This window comes from Aestuariivirga sp. (genome assembly GCF_046294715.1).
Lineage (GTDB): Bacteria > Pseudomonadota > Alphaproteobacteria > Rhizobiales > Aestuariivirgaceae > Aestuariivirga.
Genome location: NZ_JBKBKI010000049.1, coordinates 1 through 19,133 on the forward strand (window position 1 = coordinate 1; position 19,133 = coordinate 19,133).

19 protein-coding genes and 1 pseudogene are annotated in these 19,133 nt (G+C 64.4%); 14 read left to right on the plus strand and 6 right to left on the minus strand.

The genetic code is table 11. The features are described 5' to 3' along the window. Positions 1-123: 123 nt before the first annotated feature. Together ACK4HL_RS19400 and ACK4HL_RS19405 are read left to right on the plus strand one after the other, a co-directional pair. The gene (locus ACK4HL_RS19400) at positions 124-552 is read left to right on the plus strand and encodes an organic hydroperoxide resistance protein (RefSeq protein ID WP_409764134.1); all 429 of its coding nucleotides are present in this window, start codon (positions 124-126) and stop codon (positions 550-552) included. Between the two features lie 113 nt (positions 553-665). Next, entirely contained in the window at positions 666-1,382 is a 717-nt protein-coding gene (locus tag ACK4HL_RS19405; RefSeq protein ID WP_409764137.1) for an HAD-IA family hydrolase, read from the plus strand. 399 nt (positions 1,383-1,781) lie between these two features. On the opposite strand, the gene ACK4HL_RS19410 is transcribed toward ACK4HL_RS19405, so the two are convergent. After that, complete coding sequence (locus ACK4HL_RS19410; RefSeq protein WP_409764140.1) at positions 1,782-2,243, minus strand: GatB/YqeY domain-containing protein; 462 nt, start codon at positions 2,241-2,243, stop codon at positions 1,782-1,784. A 123-nt stretch (positions 2,244-2,366) separates the two neighbouring features. Here ACK4HL_RS19410 and carA point away from each other — a divergent pair, with 123 nt between their 5' ends. Both carA and ACK4HL_RS19420 read left to right on the plus strand, forming a co-directional pair. After that, a complete protein-coding gene (carA, locus tag ACK4HL_RS19415) occupies positions 2,367-3,587 on the plus strand; it encodes a glutamine-hydrolyzing carbamoyl-phosphate synthase small subunit (protein ID WP_409764143.1) in 1,221 nt (406 codons plus the stop codon). Beyond that, positions 3,587-5,077 (plus strand): carboxypeptidase M32, encoded by a 1,491-nt coding sequence (locus ACK4HL_RS19420; RefSeq protein ID WP_409764147.1) that lies wholly within the window; start codon positions 3,587-3,589, stop codon positions 5,075-5,077. The genes carA and ACK4HL_RS19420 overlap by 1 nt, the downstream gene beginning before the upstream one ends. A 15-nt stretch (positions 5,078-5,092) precedes the next feature. On the opposite strand, the gene ACK4HL_RS19425 is transcribed toward ACK4HL_RS19420, so the two are convergent. The 4 genes from ACK4HL_RS19425 to ACK4HL_RS19440 all read right to left on the minus strand — a co-directional run bounded on the left by ACK4HL_RS19425 (position 5,093) and on the right by ACK4HL_RS19440 (position 9,083). Then, entirely contained in the window at positions 5,093-5,887 is a 795-nt protein-coding gene (locus ACK4HL_RS19425) for an ABC transporter permease (RefSeq protein ID WP_409764150.1), read from the minus strand. A 3-nt stretch (positions 5,888-5,890) separates the two neighbouring features. Continuing rightward, the gene (locus ACK4HL_RS19430; RefSeq protein WP_409764153.1) at positions 5,891-6,766 is read right to left on the minus strand and encodes an ABC transporter permease; all 876 of its coding nucleotides are present in this window, start codon (positions 6,764-6,766) and stop codon (positions 5,891-5,893) included. A 104-nt stretch (positions 6,767-6,870) separates the two neighbouring features. After that, entirely contained in the window at positions 6,871-8,022 is a 1,152-nt protein-coding gene (locus ACK4HL_RS19435) for a PotD/PotF family extracellular solute-binding protein (RefSeq protein WP_409764156.1), read from the minus strand. Between the two features lie 26 nt (positions 8,023-8,048). After that, positions 8,049-9,083: an ABC transporter ATP-binding protein gene (locus tag ACK4HL_RS19440; protein WP_409764159.1), complete on the minus strand. Its 1,035-nt coding sequence runs from the start codon at positions 9,081-9,083 to the stop codon at positions 8,049-8,051. 296 nt (positions 9,084-9,379) lie between these two features. Between ACK4HL_RS19440 and rpsF the strand changes: the two are divergent. The 6 genes and pseudogenes from rpsF to ACK4HL_RS19470 form a co-directional block, all read left to right on the plus strand. After that, a pseudogene (gene rpsF, locus ACK4HL_RS19445) lies at positions 9,380-9,721 on the plus strand (30S ribosomal protein S6); the annotation flags it as partial. Between the two features lie 32 nt (positions 9,722-9,753). Then, positions 9,754-9,993 (plus strand): 30S ribosomal protein S18, encoded by a 240-nt coding sequence (gene rpsR / locus ACK4HL_RS19450; RefSeq protein WP_409764162.1) that lies wholly within the window; start codon positions 9,754-9,756, stop codon positions 9,991-9,993. A gap of 13 nt (positions 9,994-10,006) precedes the next feature. Further along, on the plus strand, positions 10,007-10,582 hold the full coding sequence (rplI, locus tag ACK4HL_RS19455) for a 50S ribosomal protein L9 (protein ID WP_409764165.1): 576 nt from the start codon (positions 10,007-10,009) through the stop codon (positions 10,580-10,582). 193 nt (positions 10,583-10,775) lie between these two features. Next, positions 10,776-12,035, plus strand: coding sequence for a class I SAM-dependent methyltransferase (locus tag ACK4HL_RS19460; protein WP_409764168.1), 1,260 nt, complete (start codon positions 10,776-10,778; stop codon positions 12,033-12,035). Between the two features lie 81 nt (positions 12,036-12,116). After that, positions 12,117-13,616 (plus strand): replicative DNA helicase, encoded by a 1,500-nt coding sequence (locus tag ACK4HL_RS19465; protein ID WP_409764171.1) that lies wholly within the window; start codon positions 12,117-12,119, stop codon positions 13,614-13,616. Positions 13,617-13,820: 204 nt separating this feature from the next. Further along, a complete protein-coding gene (locus ACK4HL_RS19470; protein WP_409764174.1) occupies positions 13,821-14,699 on the plus strand; it encodes a helix-turn-helix transcriptional regulator in 879 nt (292 codons plus the stop codon). Positions 14,700-14,738: 39 nt separating this feature from the next. Here ACK4HL_RS19470 and ACK4HL_RS19475 read toward each other — a convergent pair whose 3' ends face one another. Next, complete coding sequence (locus ACK4HL_RS19475) at positions 14,739-15,116, minus strand: hypothetical protein (RefSeq protein ID WP_409764177.1); 378 nt, start codon at positions 15,114-15,116, stop codon at positions 14,739-14,741. A gap of 193 nt (positions 15,117-15,309) precedes the next feature. On the opposite strand from ACK4HL_RS19475, the gene alr reads away from it, so the two are divergent. The 4 genes from alr to ACK4HL_RS19495 all read left to right on the plus strand — a co-directional run. Next, a complete protein-coding gene (gene alr / locus ACK4HL_RS19480) occupies positions 15,310-16,449 on the plus strand; it encodes an alanine racemase (RefSeq protein ID WP_409764180.1) in 1,140 nt (379 codons plus the stop codon). Then, positions 16,446-17,219 (plus strand): MlaE family ABC transporter permease, encoded by a 774-nt coding sequence (locus ACK4HL_RS19485; protein WP_409764184.1) that lies wholly within the window; start codon positions 16,446-16,448, stop codon positions 17,217-17,219. Before alr ends, ACK4HL_RS19485 begins: the two co-directional genes overlap by 4 nt. A gap of 4 nt (positions 17,220-17,223) precedes the next feature. Next, on the plus strand, positions 17,224-17,997 hold the full coding sequence (locus ACK4HL_RS19490; protein WP_409764187.1) for an ABC transporter ATP-binding protein: 774 nt from the start codon (positions 17,224-17,226) through the stop codon (positions 17,995-17,997). Between the two features lie 267 nt (positions 17,998-18,264). After that, positions 18,265-19,133: amidohydrolase (locus tag ACK4HL_RS19495; protein ID WP_409764190.1), on the plus strand; the 869-nt coding region annotated here is incomplete at its 3' end.

Below are 19,133 nucleotides of genomic sequence, written 5' to 3' on the forward strand. Positions count from 1 at the left end.
GGCTTCGCGCTCGCCGCGGCGGGCGTGCTGATCGCCAGCCGCCAGTCCACGCCGAAGTGACTTGCGCTCCCGCCGCACTGCCTCCACATTCCGCCCCCTCGACAGCAACCGGAAGGGAACAGCATGAAATCTCTTTATACCTCGACAGTCACGGCCACGGGCGGGCGCGGCAACGGGACGGCCAAGAGCCCGGACGGCCTTGTCGACTTCAAAATCGGCACGCCCAAGGAGCTCGGCGGCAACGATGACGGCTACAACCCCGAGCAGCTTTTCGCGGCGGGCTATTCCAACTGCTATCTGGGTGCCATCAAGTTCGTGGCCGGCAAGGAACAGCCGCCGGTGCGGGTCACGCCCGACGCGACGGTCACCGCCAAGGTGACGCTCGGCTCGCGCGACGACGGCGGCGGCTTCGAGCTCGCCGTCGCCATGGATGTCCACCTTCCCGGCGTGGACAAGGCCAAGGCCGAGGAGATCGCGCAGAAGGCGCATACCGTGTGCCCCTATTCATGGTCGCTCCGCGGCAATGTGGACGTGAAGACCACCGTGGTCTGATCGCATTCCCCTGCGGTAGAACGGATGCGGGGCTGCATGGCGGCCCCGCATTTTTCCCGGGTGACGATGGGCCGCGGCGGACCTAGCTTTCCTCTCGCTGAGGAGAGCGCGCCATGGCCCTGACTGATCGCAAAGTGCTGACCTTCGACGTCGTCGGCACGCTCATCGACTTCGAAACCGGCATTCTCGATTACATGCAGGAGAGGGCGCGGGCAGCGGGCGTCACGTTGAGCGACCGCGCCATTCTGGAGGCCTACGCCGTCGCCGAGGACCACCAGCACCACGCCACGCCGCGCCTGCCCTTTCCCGCGATGATGGCACCCATGTACCGCGAGATGGCGGAAGTGCTGGGCCTTCCGGAATCGCATGCCGACGCCGAGGAGTTCCGCCTTTCCATTCCCCACTGGCCGGCCTTTCCCGACTCGGTTGCCGCGATGAAGCGGCTTCGCAGGCACTTCCACCTTGTCGCCATGACCAATTCCGACGATTGGGCGCTGTCGCATTTCGCCCGGGTGCTGGACCATCCCTTCGACGACCTCGTGACGGCAGAGATGGTGGGCTGGAACAAGCCCGATCCGCAGGTCTTTGCCTTCACGCGGGGGCGGCTATCGAAGGAGGGGTTCGGCTTCGGCGACATCCTGCACGTCGCCCAGAGCCAGTATCACGACATCGCCGTGGCGCGGCGGCTTGGCTATCACACCTGCTGGATCGAGCGCCGCAAGGGCCAGCAGGGAACCGGCGCCACGCCGAAGACGCAAACGGTGGCGATCCCCGATTACCATTTCTCCAGCCTCCAGGAACTGGCCGACGCAGTGGATCAGGGGAAGTAGGGATTTGACGTAACGTTACAATTCGACTACCTTCGGCTGCGTTAGCTTCGGAATTGTATCGAATGCCGATTCAAACGCACCCCCTCGTGCTTCTCGCCTACATCGCACTGGTTGCCCCTGCACTTGCCGGAACATTACAGCAGCCGGTGAAGGGATGCTGGCAGCTTGCCGATCTCAGCGCCAGCCATGAGCAAATGCTCGCTCTTCAGCCGATGCCGAGATGCTTTAGGATACCGTCAGGCATAAGCTACTCGGTCGAGAGGAGAACGAGCGAGGAAGCATGCGTACGACTCAAAGGCTTTGATCGCTGCCTCTGGATCAGAACCGCGGCCATCGCTGCAGAGTAAGGATCTTGCCACCCGAATGCGTGGCAAGGAGCGAAGAATCCGGTCGACGTGCCTACCCCAGCTGCGCTTTCACCATGGCGCCCGCCTTGCCCATGTCCATCTGGCCGGCATATCTCGCCTTGAGCTCGGCCATGACCTTGCCCATGTCCTTTATACTCGTCGCGCCCACCGCCTTGATGGTCTCGGCGACGGCGGCCTTTGCCTCCTCCTCCGACATCTGCTTCGGCATGAAGGACTGGATGACGGCGATCTCGTCGCGCTCGTTCTGCGCGAGTTCCGGCCGCCCGCCCTGCTCGTAGGCCGCGACAGAATCCTGGCGCTGCTTCACCATCTTCGCGAGGAGTTCGGAAATCCCCGAATCGGGCGTCAGCACCGACTCGTGGCCCTCGGTGCGGCTGCTGATGTCCTTGTCCTTGATGGCGGCCTGCATCAAGCGGAGGGTGGAGAGCTTCTTCTTGTCGCCCGCCTTCATCGCCTCCTTGAGTGCCGCCGAGATCTCGTCGCGCAGGCCCATGATGCTCGCTCCTTCGTGGAATCCGGATGTTCCGCCCCCATCTAGGGCGGATGACGCTGCACCGCAACCTTGACGGACCTGCCCCCTTCCCTTAACGAACCGGAAATTCCCCAGGAGCCTGCCATGCCGAGCGCCAGAAAGCCTGCCAAGGCCAAGTCACAAGCACGCCCCCAATTCGGCGACTGGGAAGAGCCCCGCGTGACGGCCGTCCTGGTGCTGGCCGACGGAACCGTGATCGAGGGCGAGGGCGTCGGCGCCGAGGGCGCCGCGGTGGGCGAAGTCTGCTTCAATACCGCCATGACAGGATACCAGGAGGTGCTCACCGATCCCTCCTATGCCGGGCAAATCGTGACATTCACGTTTCCGCACATCGGCAATGTCGGCACCAACGACGAGGACATCGAGACGACCAACCTCGCCGCCTCCGCCGGCGTCGTGGGCTGCATCGTCAAGGAGCCGATCACCGAGCCCGCCAACTACCGTTCGGCCCGCCACTTCGACAAATGGCTCAAGGCCCGCAACATCATCGGTCTCTCCGGCATCGACACCCGCGCCCTCACCGCCCGCATCCGCGAAAAAGGCATGCCGAACGGCGTCATCGCCCATAGTGCCAGGGGCAAGTTCGACATCAAGAAGCTGCACAGGATGGCGGCGGAGTGGCCGGGCCTTCTCGGCCTCGACCTCGCCAAGGACGTCTCCCTCACCCAGCGCATGCACTGGGACGAGAAGCTGTGGGACTGGAAGACAGGCTATGAGCGGAGCGAGGGCGGCGCCTACAAGGTTGTGGCCGTGGACTATGGGCTGAAGCGCAACATCCTGCGCTGCCTCACTTCCGCAGGCTGCGACGTGACGGTGGTGCCCGCCACCACGAGGGCGGAGGACATCCTCGCCATGAACCCGGACGGCGTGTTCCTCTCGAACGGGCCGGGCGACCCGGCGGCGACCGGAGAGTACGCCGTGCCGGAGATCCGCAAGCTCGTCGAGTCTGGCAAGCCCCTCTTCGGCATCTGCCTCGGCCACCAGATGCTCGGAATCGCGTTGGGCGCGAAGACGGTGAAGATGCACCAGGGCCATCATGGCGCCAATCACCCGGTGAAGGACTTCACCACCGACAAGGTGGAGATCGTCTCCATGAACCACGGCTTCGCGGTTGACCGGCAGTCGCTGCCGGATGGCGTGGTCGAGACGCATGTTTCGCTTTTCGACGGCTCGAACGCCGGCATCGCGCTCAAGGACAGGCCAGTCTTCTCGGTGCAGCATCACCCAGAGGCCTCGCCGGGCCCGCAGGACAGCCACTACCTGTTCAAGCGCTTCGTCGACTACATGGAAAAGGCGAAGCGCTGATGTCCTTCGCCGAACTCGACCATCTCTGCCGCCGGCTCGAAGCCCTCGACCATGCCCAGGCCATGCTGGGTGTCGACGAGGCCGTGAGCATGCCCGAAGGCGGCGGCGAGAAGCGTGCCGAGGCGATGAGCGTGCTCGCCTCCATGGCGCACGAGATGGCCTCCGCCCCGCACATCGCCGACTGGATCGCCGCGGCGGAGGCCGAAGATCTCGATGCCGGCCAGAGGGCCGCCGTCGCCGAATTCAAGCGCGGCTACATCAACCGTACATGCCTCTCCTCCCAGTTCGTGGCGCGCCAAGTCAACGCGCGGATGCGCTGCGAGCAGCTTTGGCGCAGCCTGCGCGCCCGGAACGACTGGAACGACTTCCTCCCCTCCTTCGAAAACATCGTGGCCCTTGCCCGTGAGGAAGCGGCCTGCCGCGCGGAGGTGCTGAAGCTTCCTCCCTATGACGCGATGGTGGAGCAGTACGATCCGGGAAGCCGCACCGCCGAGATCGTCCGCGTCTTCGCGGATCTCAAGTCCTTCCTCAAGGGCTTCATCCCGGAGGCGCTGGAGGCGCAGGCGCGGCGGCGCGCGAAAAGGCCGCTCAAGGGCTTCGCCGGCCCCTTCGCCATCGACCGGCAGAAGCAGCTCGGCCTCGCGCTCATGAAGGCGGTGGGCTTCGACTTCGACCACGGGCGCCTCGACGTGTCGCACCACCCCTTCTGCGGCGGCGTGCCCTCCGACGTGCGCATGACCACCCGCTACCGGACCGATGAATTCCTCTCATCCCTCATGGGCATCCTGCACGAGACGGGTCACGGCCTTTACGAGCAGAACCTGCCGCATGATCTCGGCCACTGGCCCAGCACCAAGGCGCGCGGCATGGCGATGCATGAGAGCCAAAGCCTCTTTCAGGAGATGCAGCTCTCCCGGCGGCCGGAATTCTGGCAGTTCGCCCTTCCCCTCGCGCGCGACATCCTCGGCCTGGCCGGCGTCGAGGTGGAGGACATGCTGGGTCATGTGCATCACGTGGAGCGCGGCTTCATCCGTGTCGACGCCGACGAGGCGACCTATCCACTTCACGTGATCCTGCGCTTCGAGATCGAGCAGGACCTCATCACCGGCAAGCTCGCGCCGAAGGATGTGCCCGACGTCTGGGATGCGAAGATGCAGGAGTATCTCGGCCTTTCGACTGCCGGCAACTACAGCGATGGACCGATGCAGGACGTTCACTGGCCCTCCGGCGCATTCGGCTATTTCCCCAGCTATACGCTGGGCGCCATGATGGCGGCACAGCAATGGGCCGCGCTGGAGCGCGCCGTTCCCGATGCGGCAGTCCAGATTGAGCGGGGCGACTTCGCCGCCATAAACGCCTGGCGGAAGGAGCATATCTGGTCGAAGGCCTCGATGTTCTCCACGCCCGAGATCATGCGTCGGGCGACTGGCGAGCCGCTGAACGCACGCCATTTCGAAGAGCATCTGAAGCGGCGTTATCTCGCGGCCTAGTTCTGGATTTGGTGATCAGGCGGCCTTCGCCCTCTCCCCGCGCTGCAGGATCAGCTGCGCCAGGATCAGCAGCACGAAGGACGTGAGCAGCACCACCGATCCCACGGCATTGATCTCCGGCGTGATGCCGCGGCGGATCGAGGAAAAGATGTAGATCGGCAGCGTCACGTCCGGCCCCGCCACGAAATAGGCGATGATGAAGTCCTCGAAAGAGAAGGTGAAGGCCAGGAGGAAGCCGGCGAGGATCGAGGGGGCGAGAAGCGGCAGCACCACCTGGCGGAACGTGCCGAGCGGCGTCGCGTAGAGGTCCTCCGAAGCCTCGACGAGGCTCCTGTCCATGCCCTGGAGCCGTGCCCTGACCAGCAGCGCCACCACCGCGGTATTGAACAGCACGTGTGCGGCGATCACCGCCCAGGCGCCCATCTCCAGCCTGAAGGCAAGCATCGGATTGATGGCGTCGAACAGCGAGACGAAGGCGATGAGCGTCGAGATGCCGATGACGATCCCCGGCACCATGATGGCGATGTAGATGAGGCTGTCGAAGAAGGCGCGCAGAAATCCCCTGACGCGTTCCAGGCCCAATGCGGCGAGCGTGCCGATCGCGGCGGAGAGCACTGCATTGGCAAAGGCGATGGTGAGGCTCGTCGTCAGCGCCTCCATGATGAGCGGGTTGGAGAAGGCCTTGCCATACCATTCGAGCGAGAAGCCCTGCCACACCATGGCCTGGCGCCCGGCATTGAAGCTTCCCGCCACGATGAAGGCGATCGGCGCATAGAGGAAGATGTAGATGAGGATGGCGTATATGCGCATGTCCTACACCAGCGCGGCGCGGCGCTGGTCGGCCTTGCCCAGCACGAAGCGCATGTAGAGGACGATGGTGACGAACATGATGCCGACCAGCGCCACCGATACCGCTGCGCCGTAGGGCCAGTTGCGGGACTGCAGGAACAGGTCGACGAGCGCGTTGCCGATGAAGAATACCTTTCCGCCGCCGAGATATTGCGGAAGGATGTAATCGCCCATCAGAAGGATGAAGACGAGCATGGAGCCGGTGGCTACACCGGGAAGCGCGAGCGGCAGGGTCACCTGGAAGAAGGTGCGGATGGGCGTGGCGCCGAGATCGGCCGAGGCTTCGAGAAGCCGCTTGTCGAGTTTCTCGAGGGAGACGTAGATCGGCGGCACCATCAGCGGCAGGAAGCCGTAGACGGCGCCGATCAGCACCGCCCAGGGCGTGTTGATGATACGGAAATCGGGAAAGCCCAGAAAGGAGAGCCAGGCGGGAATGCCCTTCGCGCCCAGCAGCATGATCCAGGCGTAGTAGCGCAGCAGTTGGCTCGTCCAGAACGGCGCCATGACGAGGACGAGCAGTGTCACCCGCCAGCGGGGATCGCACCTCACCGCCAGGAAATAGGCCATGGGAAAGGCGATGATCGCGGTCAGCAGCGTGCCGAGTGGCGCCAGTGTCAGCGTATTGAGGAAGGCTTTGCCGCGCGCTGGAAGGTTTGCGTAGTTGTCCAGCGTGAAACCCGGGGCGTAGCCGCCCGCCGGGGCCCGCTCGCCGAAGGAAAAGACCAGGATGACGACGAGCGGAACCAGCAGCATGAAGACGAAGAGCACGCCCGCCGGGGCAAGCAGCATCGCCGTGACGAGCCGCGGGCGCGGTGTCGAGGATTGTAACGCAGCTCCCATGCCCTAGCCCGTCACCCCGGCAAAGGCCGGGGTCCCGCTTCGGGCGTCCAAAGCTGGATTCCGGCGGGCGCCGGAATGACGGTCGTAGGGGGCACGTGGGGCCATCACGCCGCCTTGAAGCGGGCCATGATCTCCGCGCGGAGCGGGTCGGTCAGCGTGGCCGCCGCTCCGAACTCGAGGGGCGCGAGGGCCTCCGCCGCCGGATAAAGGATCGGGTTCTCCAGCATCTCCTTCGGCACCAGCTTGTTGGTGCGCGAATCTGTTGCGGGATAGCCGTGCGCCTTCACCTCGATGGCGTTGATCTCCGGCGTCAGCAGCCAGTCGATCAGCGCATAGGCCGCCTCGATGTTGGGCGCACCCGTGGGGATGGCATAGAAGTCGCTCCAGATCTCGCCACCCTCCTTGCCGAGCACATAGGTCATCTCCGGCACGTCGCGCTGCAGCTGCACGGCATCGCCCGTCCAGCACACGCTCATCCAGGCGTCGCCGGCGATGAGCGAGGGCTTGTAGTCCGAATTGATGCCGAAGAGGTGCGGCTTGCACTCGATCAGCAGCTTCTCCGCATCGGCGAGTTCCTTCGGATCCACCGAGTTGAACGAGTAGCCGAAATACTTGAGCGCATTGCCGATGGTGGTGAGCTGGTAGTCATGCACCATCACCCGGCCCGAGGCTTCCTTTCGCGTGAGGTCCCAGAACTCCTTCCAGCTCGTGGGCTTCTGCGGCATGGCCTTGGCATTGTAGACGAAGCCCGTGGTGCCCCAGTTCTTCGGAACGGCGTAGACCTTGCCGTCGATGATGCCTTCGGCGATGAAGCGCTGCTCCTGTGCGGCCTGGTCGTAGTTCGGCAGCTTGGCGAGGTCGAGCGGCTGGATGAGGTTCAGCGACTGGTAGGTAGAGATGGTGTAGTTGGTGGGCACGAACACGTCCCAGCCGGTGGAGCCCGCCTGCAGCTTCGCCAGCATTTCCTCGTTCGAGCCGAACACCGCGACATTGATCTTCACGCCGGTGTTCTTTGTGAAGTTGTCGAGGTTTTCCTGAGCGAAATAGCTGGGCCAGGTGGTGAAGTTCACCGTGCCGGAGAGCGCCGCATGGGCCTTGCGCGGGCGAAGGCCCGGCATGGCGGCACTCATCACCGCGGTCGCGAGGCCGAGGCCGGTGACGCCGAGGAAGTGCCGGCGCGATACGCTGCCCTTCTGGTAGCGGCGGAGCTCGTCGAGGAATTTCTGGGCCGAAATGTGGTCCCGTTGCTTTGTCATCACGTGTTCTCCCTTTTTGATCGTTCTCAAGTGTTGGGCAGTATGCGCTCCGCCTCCGCGCGCCATCCCGCGGCGATCGTGTCGCCGATGTCGTAGATGCCCGAATCCCGCTCGGATTTCCGCGGCGCCATCACCATGAACTCGCCGAGCTGCTCGTTGGCCACGACATACTCCGTGTGTTCGCCGAGGAAGATGCGGTTCAGCACCTTCACCGGCACGCGCGCCGACAGGCCTTCCGGCAGGTGCTTCATGCTCTGGGCGATCTCGATGAACTCCGGCCTCACGCTCAGGACTTCCGTTCCCGAGGGACCCTCGAAGAAATTCGTCTTGCCGACGAAATCGGCGACATAGCGGTTCACGGGCCGGTCATAGAGCTCCCGGGGGCTTCCGGCCTGCACGATCCTGCCCTCCCTCATGACGCACACGCGGTCCGACATGGAGAGCGCTTCTTCCTGGTCATGCGTCACCAGCAGGAAGGTGATGCCGACGTCGCGCTGGAGTGTCTGCAGTTCGATCTGCATGTCGCGGCGGAGCTTGCGGTCCAGCGCCGCGAGGGGCTCGTCGAGGAGCAGCACGGCGGGCCGGTTGATGAGGGCGCGGGCGAGCGCCACGCGCTGCTGCTGGCCGCCGGAGAGCTCATAGGTGCGCCGCCGGCCATAGCCCGAGAGGCGGACCATGGAGAGCGCCTCGTCCACCGCGCGGTCGATCTCGGCCCTGGGGGGCCTGGGGCTCCGCTGGCGCAGGCCATAGGACACGTTGTCTGCGACGGAAAGGTGCGGAAACAGCGCGTAATGCTGGAACACCATGTTGACGGGGCGGCGATAGGCCGGGACGCCGGTGACGTTTTCACCGCGAATGAACACTTCCCCGCTGCTCGGCTGCTCGAAGCCGGCCATCATGCGCAGCGAGGTGGTCTTGCCGCAGCCAGAAGGCCCGAGAATGGAGAGGAATTCTCCAGGCTTTACCGCAAGATCGTTGTCGGCGACGGCCACGACGTCGCCGAAGCGCTTCGTCACTTTGCGGAATTCGATGACGCTCGCAGACTCGCTCACGGTATCCATGGTGAATAGGGTTTCACGAAAGTTCCGCTAGTGCACGATGAATGTCAACCGGACGTAGCGTCAGGCTGCGGCCGACATGCCTTGCAATCGGTGGGTTTTTCGGCCATAAGCCGCTCGCTGAAAGCACCCGGCTGGGGGCTGAACGGAGGGGCCAGGCAACTGGCCAGGGGCCGAACCCCGTCCTCCCGTGTCTCCGCTCTTTCGTTTGACCGGTCTTTCGAGCCTTTCCACGGGTTCGAAAGAGGCTCTGCGCCGGATGCCGAAGCAAGGAAAAGTAACAGAAAGGCACATCGAAAATGGCTCTCTACGAGCACGTGTTCCTGACCCGTCAGGACGCCGCGCCCGCTCAGGTCGATGCCCTGACCGAGCAGTACAAGTCGCTGATCGCCGCCAACGGCGGCAAGGTGACCAAGACCGAATACTGGGGCCTCAAGTCCCTCACCTACCGCATCCGCAAGAACCGCAAGGCGCATTACACGCTCTTCAACGTCGATGCACCGGCCGCCGCCGTGCAGGAGATGGAGCGCCAGATGTCTCTGTCGGAAGACGTCATCCGCTTCATGACCGTGAAGGTCGAAGCCCATGAGGACGGCCCCTCCGCGCAGATGCGCCGCCGCGAGGACCGTGAACGCCGCGACGACCGCAGCGAATCCACCGAGGAGAACACGTAATGAGCGCTCCGCAAGCCCGCCGCCCCTTCTTCCGCCGGAAGAAGAGCTGCCCCTTCACCGGCGAAAACGCCCCGAAGATCGATTACAAGGACGTGCGCCTCCTTCAGCGCTATGTCTCCGAACGCGGCAAGATCGTGCCGAGCCGCATCACGGCGGTGTCCGCCAAGAAGCAGCGCGAACTGGCCCAGGCCATCAAGCGCGCCCGCTTCCTCGGCCTCCTGCCCTATGTGCTGAAGTAAGGAGTACGCAAAGATGGACGTCATTCTTCTCGAGCGTGTCTCCAAGCTCGGCGCCATGGGCGAGGTTGTGAAGGTCCGGGACGGCTATGCCCGCAACTTCCTGCTCCGCCAGGGCAAGGCGCTGCGCGCCACCGAGGCCAACAAGGCCAAGTTCGAGCGCGAGCGTGCGGCCCTCGAGGCCCGCAACGCCGAGCGCCGCACCGCGGCCGGCGAAGAGGCCAAGTCGCTGGACGGCAAGAGCTTCACCCTGATCCGCCAGGCCGGCGAGTCGGGCCAGCTCTACGGCTCCGTGTCGCCGCGCGACATCGTGGAGGCCGCCGCCGCCCAGGGCGTCAAGGTCGACCGCGGGCACATCCAGCTGACCACGCCGATCAAGACGATCGGGCTCTACCAGGTCGTCGTCCAGCCGCACCCCGAAGTCGAGGTGACGGTGACGGTGAACGTGGCCCGCTCGCCCGAGGAAGCCGCGGCCCAGGCCCGCGGCGAGGACCTCACCGGCCCCGTCTCCGACCGTGCCGAGATCCGTGCAGCCGCCGAGGCCCTCTTCGAAGAGGCCCAGGCGGAGGCCGCAGCCGAAGGCAACGGCTGAGCCTGAAGCACCTGCAACTTTACGGAAGGCCGCTCCCCGGGGCGGCCTTTCTGCTTTTCTGGCAGGCGAATTAACCCTCGCCTTCCCCACCCCCTTGCGCGGTTCCTCACCCTCACATTAAACTTTGGTTAAGAAAGAAGTACCGGGGGGTGCTTTCCGCCTGGAGAGCGGCGGTGAAGTTGAGGGAGTGAAGATGTACGGGCTTCTCGATCGCGCACTGAAGACTGCCATGAGCAAAGGCACGCTCCGCGTCACCGGCCCGGACGGCGTGACGCGCGAATATGGCGACGGCACGGGAAAGCCCGTGAACCTCCACATCAGGACGCCCATGGCGGCAGCCAAGGTCGCCGCCGATGCCGACCTCTATTTCGGCGAATTGTATATGGACGGCTCAATCGATGTCAGCGGCGGATCGACCATCTATGACGCGATCGCCATTCTCATGGAGAATGCCGGTAATCACCGCCTGCCCAAGGTCGCCAAGGCGGCCTATGCCGTGCGCAAGGCGCTGAAGCGGGTGGACCAGTACAATCCCGTGGGCAAGGCCAAGAGCAACGTTGCCCACCATTATGACCTGTCGGGCGCGCTCTACGACCTGTTCCTCGACCGTGACCGGCAGTATTCCTGCGCCTATTTCGAGACCGACGACGGCTCTCTCGAAGATGCGCAGCTCGCCAAGAAGCGCCACCTGGCGGCGAAGCTCGACATCAAGCCCGGCATGAAGGTGCTGGACATTGGCTCGGGCTGGGGCGGCCTGGGGCTCTACATCGCCGAGATCTGCGGTGCAGAGGTCACGGGCGTTACCCTCTCGGAGGAACAGCACAAGCTCTCGAACGAGCGGGCCCAGCAGCGCGGCATCTCGGAGCGGGTGCAGTTCCTGCTGAAGGATTACCGCCATCTCGAGAAGAAGTTCGACCGCATCGTCTCGGTCGGCATGTTCGAGCACGTGGGGGTCGGCCATTTCAAGGAGTTCTTCACCAAGGTGAACGGACTCCTCAAGGATGACGGCATTGCCGTGCTCCACTCCATAAACCGCTCGGACGGCCCCGGCGCCACCAGCGCCTGGATCAAGAAATACATCTTCCCGGGGGGTTACATTCCTGCCCTTTCCGAGGTCCTGCCGCATATCGAGAAGTCCGGACTCTACGTCACCGACGTCGAAATCCTGAGATTGCACTACGCCATGACGCTGCGCGAATGGGCCAACCGCTTCGCCAGCCACAGGGAACGGGCGAAGGAACTCTATGACGAGCGGTTCTGCCGCATGTGGGAGTTCTATCTTGCCGCTTCCGAATGCGCCTTCCGCTACGGCGGCATGAACAATTTCCAGATCCAGTTCGTGAAGAACCAGCACGTTCTGCCCTTGACCCGGAACTACATCGGACAAGAGGAAGAGCGCCTGCGCGAGATCGATACCAAGGTCCCGCGCCTGAAGTCGGTTCCTGCGGAATAGTGGTCTTTTTGGTTTGTGGGACCTGGGTAAAAGGCGCATAAAAAACGCCTCAATCGTTCTCTATTTGTTTTCGGCAGTCCCATGAACCCGACGCCCAGCCTTCGCGCCGTAGAGCCGGCCCCGGACGACGAGTCCTACCGCACCCCGCCCCACAATCTCGAGGCGGAGCAGGCGTTGCTGGGCGCGATCCTCGTCAACAACGAGGCCTGCGACAAGGTCTCGGCCTTTCTCACGCCCGAGCACTTCTTCGAGGCCCTGCATGCACGTATCTTCGAAGCGGCCTCGACCCTCATCAAGATCGGCAAGCTCGCGAGCCCGGTTACGCTCAAGAGCTATTTCGAGAACGACGCGACGCTGAAGGAGATCGGCGGCACGGCCTATCTCGCCCGCCTGGCGGCAAACGCCACCACCATCATCAATGCCGAGGAATATGGCCGCACGATCTATGAACTGGCGCAGCGGCGGAAACTGATCTCCGTCGGCACGGACCTCGTCAACGAGGCCTTCGATCCCGATATCGAGGACACGTCGAGGGTCCTGATCGAGCGTGCCGAACAGACGCTCTATTCCATGGCGGAGACGGGCAAGTACGGCCAGGGCTTCCAGCCCTTCGCCCGGGCACTGACCGATGCGGTGGACATGGCCGCCAGCGCCTACCAGCGGGACGGGGGCCTCTCCGGCATATCGACCGGCCTCAAGGACCTCGACGAGAAGATGGGCGGCCTCCAGTCATCCGACCTCATCATCCTCGCCGGCCGGCCGGCCATGGGAAAAACCTCGCTCGCCACCAACATCGCCTACAACATCGCCAAGGCCTACAAGGCCGAACATCTCGCAGACGGCTCCGTGAAGGTGACGGATGGCGGCGTCGTCGCCTTCTTCTCGCTGGAAATGTCGGCCGAGCAGCTTGCCACCCGCATCATATCCGAACAGGCGATGATTCCGTCCGAGCGCATCCGCCGCGGCAAGATCACCGAAGAGGAATTCGCCAAGATCGTGGATGTGACGCGCGAGATGCAATCGCTGCCGCTCTACATCGATGCCACCGGCGGCCTCACCATCGCCCAGGTCGCCGCCCGCGCCCGCAGGCTGAAGCGCCAGCGCGGCCTCGGCCTCCTCGTCGTCGACTATCTCCAGCTGCTGACAGGCTCATCGCGACGCGCCGCGGAGGGCCGCGTGCAGGAGGTCTCGGAGATCACCGTGGGCCTCAAGGCGCTGGCCAAGGAACTGGCGGTGCCCATCATCGCCCTCTCGCAGCTCTCCCGCCAGGTCGAGAATCGTGACGACAAACGCCCGCAGCTCGCCGATCTGCGCGAATCGGGCTCCATCGAGCAAGATGCCGACGTGGTGCTGTTCGTCTATCGGGAGGAATATTACCTTGCCCGCAAGGAGCCCCGCCCCAACACCCAGGAGCATTTCGACTGGCAGGAGCAGATGAACCGGGTGAACGGCGTCGCCGAGGTGATCATCGGCAAGCAGCGCCACGGCCCCACCGGCATCGTCGAGCTTCAGTTCGAGGCCAGCCTCACCAAGTTCCAGAACCTGGTGCGCGCCGACTACCTGCCCGAACGCTTCGAGTAGGACGCCGTTAACCCAGGGTTGTTTTCTTACCCCAAGAGAGCGCAGCGTTCTCGGTACTTACCCGCAGAATACGATTACATTCTGCGCGTATTTGGTGCATCATGCGCCAAATCGGCAGCTCGGCGAATCCATGGAAGAAATGAGACCGACGGCGCATCCCAAGGGTTATGCAATCCTTTTCAATCCTAAAGGCAGGCAAAGTTCATGAACCTGCAGGCACCCTTCTCGCCGCACCGGAACTTCTCCGACAATCTGCGCGCCCTGTGCACGCGCCACGGCTCCATCGCGGCCGTCTGCCGCGCGCTGGGCATGAACCGCCAGCAGTTCAACAAGTATCTTGCGGGTTCGACCCTGCCCAGCAGTGCGACTCTCGAGAGAATCTGCGTCTTTTTCGCGGTCGAGCCGCAGACGCTTTTCAGCGCTCCCCGTCACGCGACCGCAGATCTCCCGCCCATGGAACCGGCCGCTGTCGAACTCTTCGGCAAGCTCCCCCTCTCGGCGCTCGTGTTCGCGTCGGGTGCGCTGGGTTCGATGCGCGCGAGCACGCTGCAGCCGGGCTGCTATCATCTCTACGCACCCTGGCTGCGCGACCCCGGGAAGTGCCGCCGCGATGCCGTCTATGTGTACCGGCAGGGCGGTTTCACCTTCTTCACCCGTTTCAGCAAGTTCCGGCTCCTTGGCGAGCGCCATCGCTATTTCGCACGCTCGCGCCATGACGGCATCGCTCTCGAGGCCGACCGGGCCCGCTTTCTCCTGGCGCTCGGAAGACAGGGATCAGGCGAGATGAGCGTCATCGCGTTCGGGGCCGAGAATGCCCTCTGCCCGGAGTTCCAGAACGGTCTCGCACTATCCTTGGAGCCTTCGGGAAGCCCCCTGGCGGTGCGGACAGCGCTGGTCTACCGCGGCGATGCGGGAAGCCTGCGGCGCACACTTTCCGAAACGGGTATCCTCCTGCGCGACGATCCCGCCATTCCGGATGAAGCGCGACATTCACTCTCGGGCGAGGCGGCGGCAGAGCCTTCACACCTGCGCCCATGCAGCCTGCTCGACGGCCTCACGCAGACCCTGCAACACAGGCTCTGACGGCGATCAGCCACCGAATACGGGTTAATCGATTGCAGATTAATCGATTACAGACTGCGAAGCAGCAGAATCCGTGTCGAGCTTGAACTTGTTCAGCGTCAGCATCGCCGCGACGACCTTGCGGGTTCTCACTGCAATCGGTTTCGATGCTTTCAAACGTCGAATCGAACCAGGCATCTGGTCCTTGAAGGCGGCGACGAGCACGCCCTGGTAATAGTCATAGCGGATCGGCCCGCCGGGGCTCACCGGTTGCCAGAGCGCACTTCCATCCTTGCGGGCGATGTTCTTGACCGCGCGCAGCACGCGGCGAAGCTCCTTGGGATCCGTCTTTCGGTCGGCGGCCTCCCGTCCAGCAGCGCCAGACTTGCCGCGGCCCTGAACCACCGCTTCTCCGGCGAGAATCGTCGTAGCGTCCATCTAGCGCCCTCCCCTTCACCCGACGCTGGTCGAGACGCCGCGTCTGATACATGCAAAATATGCGGAGTGTTCCACCTCGGCAATTTCGCTGCGCTTTCGCTCCTCGCGCGAAGGGGCTGCCGTGAAGGGGGGCGAAAGAGGTTTCCACTTTCCCGGAACATGCTCTAAGTCAGCCGGCTGGAAGGAATTGTCCATGACGACGACGCCCGAGGACCTCGCCGGCGCGGTCCTGACCATCGATCTCGTGGCCCTCAAGGCCAACTGGCGCACCCTCGATCGGCGCGCGGGACCCGCCGAATGCGGAGCCGCGGTGAAGGGCAATGCCTATGGCCTCGGCATCGCTCCCGTGGCGCGGGCCCTGTCGGAGGCCGGCTGCCGCTCCTTCTTCGTCGCCCGGCCGAAGGAGGGCGAGGAACTCCGCCACCACCTGCCCGGAGCCACGATCTATGTCCTGGACGGGCTTTTTGCCGGCCAGGCGGAATTCTATGCCAAGCTCGACCTGCGTCCGGCCCTGATCTCGATCGGCGAGGCACGCGAATGGGCCGCCTTTGGCCGCGTCTACGGCCGCAGGCTGCCCTGCGCGCTCCACGTCGATACGGGGATCAACCGGCTGGGCTTCTCCATGACAGAATTCGCGGCTCTGCTCGAGGACGGCTTCACCATGGAGGGGCTCAACGTCAGCCTCCTGATGAGCCATCTCGCCTGCGCCGATGACCGTCGTCACCCGATGAACGCACGCCAGGCGGAGGCCTTCCGGTCTGTTCGGTCGCGTTTGCCCGGTGTGCCGGCGAGCCTCGCCAACTCGAGCGGCATATTCCTGGGGAATGGCTTCACCCACGATCTCGTGCGGCCGGGAATAGCGCTCTATGGCGGCAATCCAACGCCGGCTTCTCCAAACCCCATGCAGGCGGTGGCGCTGCTCGAGGGCACGGTGCTGCAGCTGCGCGACATCGCACCGGGAGAGACGGTGGGCTATGGCGCCACCTGGGCGGCCAGGCGCAGGAGCCGCATCGCCATTCTTGGCGCAGGCTACAAGGACGGCGTGCCGCGGGCGCTCTCCTCGCACCAGCAGGACGGGCCGGCGCACGTCTTCATCGGGGGCAAGCGCTGTCCGCTTGTGGGCCGCGTCTCGATGGACATGATGGCCATCGATGTCACCGGTCTGCCGGAGGAAGGCGTGGCCCGCGGCACGCGCGCCGAGATTCTCGGCCCCAACATCCTCATCGACGAAGCGGCATCCTGGGCCGGCACCATATCCTACGAGTTGCTCACCCGCCTTGGCAGCCGCTATGCAAGGCTCTACACGGGTCTCGAATCGGACGGCGCAGCTTGAACATCCTTGCCCATATCGGCCGCGCGAGCCTGGCGCTCCTCGAGGAGGTCGGCCGCGTCACGCTGTTCCTGAAGGATGCGCTGGTCCAAGGGCTGACGCCGAAGATCTTCCTGCGCCAGATCCTCGAGCAGATGATGCGCATCGGCTATTTCTCGCTCCCTGTCGTCGGGCTCACCGCCTTCTTCACCGGCGGCGCCCTGGCACTGCAGATCTATCTCGGCTCCTCACGCTTCAATGCAGAGAGCCTCGTCGCCTCGATCGTGGCGCTCGGCATCACGCGCGAGCTGGGCCCCGTTCTGGCGGGGCTGATGGTGGCGGGCCGCGTCGGCGCATCGATCGCCGCCGAACTCGGCACGATGCGCGTGACGGAGCAGATCGACGCCCTGGTGACACTCGCCACCAACCCCTTCAAATATCTCGTGGGGCCGCGCATCGTCGCCGCCGTGGTGACGCTTCCCCTGCTCGTCGCCATCGGCGATACCATCGGCATCATGGGCGGCTACATCGTGGGCACGCGCTCTCTGGGTTTCAATTCCTATGCCTACATCCGCAACACCGCCGACTTCCTGGAGCTGGACGACGTGACATCCGGCCTCATCAAGGCCGCCGTGTTCGGCTTCATCATCGCGGTGATGGGCTGCTATCACGGCTTCAACTCGAAGGGCGGGGCACAGGGGGTGGGCCGTGCCACCACCAATGCGGTCGTCTCCTCCGCGATATTGATCCTTGCCGCCAATTTCGCCCTCACCTCGCTCCTCTTCTCGGACTGACGTCATGGCGGAGGGTCACATCGTTCTCAATGGCGTGAGGAAGAGCTTCGGCCCGAAGCACGTGCTGAACGGGGTGAACCTGGCGGTGCCGAAAGGCCATTCGCTGGTGGTGATCGGCGGCTCGGGCACGGGCAAGTCCGTCATGCTGAAGTGCGTCCTCGGAATCCTGAAGCCCGATGCCGGCTCGATCCGCATCGCAGGCCAGGAGGTGACGGGCCTCAGGGGCAGCGCGAGGGACGCCTATCTCGCCCGCTTCGGCATGCTGTTCCAGGGCGCGGCGCTGTTCGATTCACTGAGCGTCTGGGAGAACGTCGCCTTCGGGCTGATCCAGGGCCGCCACATGGCCCGCCCGAGGGCGCGCGACATCGCCATCGAGAAGCTCGGGCAAGTGGGGCTCGGCCCGGAGGTCGCGCATCTCTACCCGGCGGAACTCTCGGGCGGCATGCAGAAGCGCGTGGGCCTCGCCCGCGCCATCGCGGCGGACCCCGAGATCATCTTCTTCGACGAGCCGACGACCGGCCTCGACCCGATCATGGCCGACGTCATCAACAACCTCATCGTCGACTGCGTGAAGCGGCTCGGCGCCACCACGATCTCCATCACCCACGACATGGCCTCCGCCCGCAAGATCGCCGACGACATCGCCATGATCCACAAGGGCGAGATCCTCTGGCAGGGCCCGGCGAAGACGATCGATGCGAGCGGCAACCCCTACGTCGAACAGTTCATCCACGGCCGCGCGGAAGGCCCGATCAAGATGGACGTCCTGAAGCCTTAGCCCGACGGTTCCCATCGCCCCGGCAACAAAAAAAGGCCGCCACGCGGGCGGCCTTTCCGTGAGATGCGCCAGGAGGCGTCTCGAAGTCTCGTCCGTCAGCCCCGCGTTTTAGCGGAGGCGACGATCCGGCTGGAGCTTGCTCCCGGCACAGTGAACTCACTCGACATCGGATCACCTCCTTTCCTTGTTGACACTGCCATGCAAGGTGGGGGCTTGCCCCTCTTTCGTCAAGCGGGCATTTTCCACGGCCAACAAGAAGGGACCGCCATGACCGCTGCCGACATCCTCATCACCAATGCCCGCGTCCTCACCATGGACCCTGCCCGCCCGCGGGCCGAGGCCTTGGCGATTGCCGGAAACCGCATCCTGCGGGTGGGCGACAGGGCCGATGTCGAGCCCATCAGGGCGAAGCACACGCGGGTGATCGATGCCGGGATGAAGACCGTGATGCCCGGCATCATCGAGGGTCATGTGCACCTGTTCGGAGGGTCGGTGGAACTGGACACGCTGATGCTGAATGGCGTCAGCGGCTTCGGTGCCATCGCCTCTGCCGTCACGAACTACCGCAAGACGCGCTCCCAGGATCCGGTTCTGCTCGCCACCGGAATCGCGCATGAAGCCTTCGGAGAGCCGATCACCCGGCAGATCCTCGACCGTATCGTTCCGGACATTCCCTTCATCGTCGGCTGCTTCGACCACCACACGATGTGGGCGAACACCAGGGCGCTGGAGGCCGCCGGCATCATGAAGGGGCGCCCGCTCCCTGTCGGCAACGAGATCGTCCTCGACCACAACGGCATCGCCACCGGCGAACTGCGCGAGCCGGCCGCCTACATGCTGGTGCAGGCGCTCACCCCCACCGGCGGGCGCGAGTGGCTCGGCATGACGACGGGCGAGAACCCCAACCCGCCCGCGACTCCCGCGCAGCGCGAGCTGGACATGAAATACTTCAAGCAGGGTATCCGCCACGCCGCTTCCCTCGGCATCACCTCCATGCACAACATGGACGGCAACTGGTACCAGCTCGAACTGCTGCAGACCCTGCTCGACCGCGGCGAACTCGATGCGCGCATCGAGATCCCGTACCCCCACAAGAACACCTTCGAGATCGCGCGCGTCGACGAGGCCGCCGAGAT

What these genes read in the sequence shown, in the direction of transcription:
- ACK4HL_RS19400 (WP_409764134.1), top strand. Translation starts at nt 124, where the DNA reads ATGAAATCTCTTTATACCTCGACAGTCACGGCCACGGGCGGGCGCGGC.
- ACK4HL_RS19405 (WP_409764137.1), top strand. Translation starts at nt 666, where the DNA reads ATGGCCCTGACTGATCGCAAAGTGCTGACCTTCGACGTCGTCGGCACG.
- ACK4HL_RS19410 (WP_409764140.1), bottom strand. Translation starts at nt 2,243, where the DNA reads ATGGGCCTGCGCGACGAGATCTCGGCGGCACTCAAGGAGGCGATGAAG.
- carA (WP_409764143.1), top strand. Translation starts at nt 2,367, where the DNA reads ATGCCGAGCGCCAGAAAGCCTGCCAAGGCCAAGTCACAAGCACGCCCC.
- ACK4HL_RS19420 (WP_409764147.1), top strand. Translation starts at nt 3,587, where the DNA reads ATGTCCTTCGCCGAACTCGACCATCTCTGCCGCCGGCTCGAAGCCCTC.
- ACK4HL_RS19425 (WP_409764150.1), bottom strand. Translation starts at nt 5,887, where the DNA reads ATGCGCATATACGCCATCCTCATCTACATCTTCCTCTATGCGCCGATC.
- ACK4HL_RS19430 (WP_409764153.1), bottom strand. Translation starts at nt 6,766, where the DNA reads ATGGGAGCTGCGTTACAATCCTCGACACCGCGCCCGCGGCTCGTCACG.
- ACK4HL_RS19435 (WP_409764156.1), bottom strand. Translation starts at nt 8,022, where the DNA reads ATGACAAAGCAACGGGACCACATTTCGGCCCAGAAATTCCTCGACGAG.
- ACK4HL_RS19440 (WP_409764159.1), bottom strand. Translation starts at nt 9,083, where the DNA reads ATGGATACCGTGAGCGAGTCTGCGAGCGTCATCGAATTCCGCAAAGTG.
- rpsR (WP_409764162.1), top strand. Translation starts at nt 9,754, where the DNA reads ATGAGCGCTCCGCAAGCCCGCCGCCCCTTCTTCCGCCGGAAGAAGAGC.
- rplI (WP_409764165.1), top strand. Translation starts at nt 10,007, where the DNA reads ATGGACGTCATTCTTCTCGAGCGTGTCTCCAAGCTCGGCGCCATGGGC.
- ACK4HL_RS19460 (WP_409764168.1), top strand. Translation starts at nt 10,776, where the DNA reads ATGTACGGGCTTCTCGATCGCGCACTGAAGACTGCCATGAGCAAAGGC.
- ACK4HL_RS19465 (WP_409764171.1), top strand. Translation starts at nt 12,117, where the DNA reads ATGAACCCGACGCCCAGCCTTCGCGCCGTAGAGCCGGCCCCGGACGAC.
- ACK4HL_RS19470 (WP_409764174.1), top strand. Translation starts at nt 13,821, where the DNA reads ATGAACCTGCAGGCACCCTTCTCGCCGCACCGGAACTTCTCCGACAAT.
- ACK4HL_RS19475 (WP_409764177.1), bottom strand. Translation starts at nt 15,116, where the DNA reads ATGGACGCTACGACGATTCTCGCCGGAGAAGCGGTGGTTCAGGGCCGC.
- alr (WP_409764180.1), top strand. Translation starts at nt 15,310, where the DNA reads ATGACGACGACGCCCGAGGACCTCGCCGGCGCGGTCCTGACCATCGAT.
- ACK4HL_RS19490 (WP_409764187.1), top strand. Translation starts at nt 17,224, where the DNA reads ATGGCGGAGGGTCACATCGTTCTCAATGGCGTGAGGAAGAGCTTCGGC.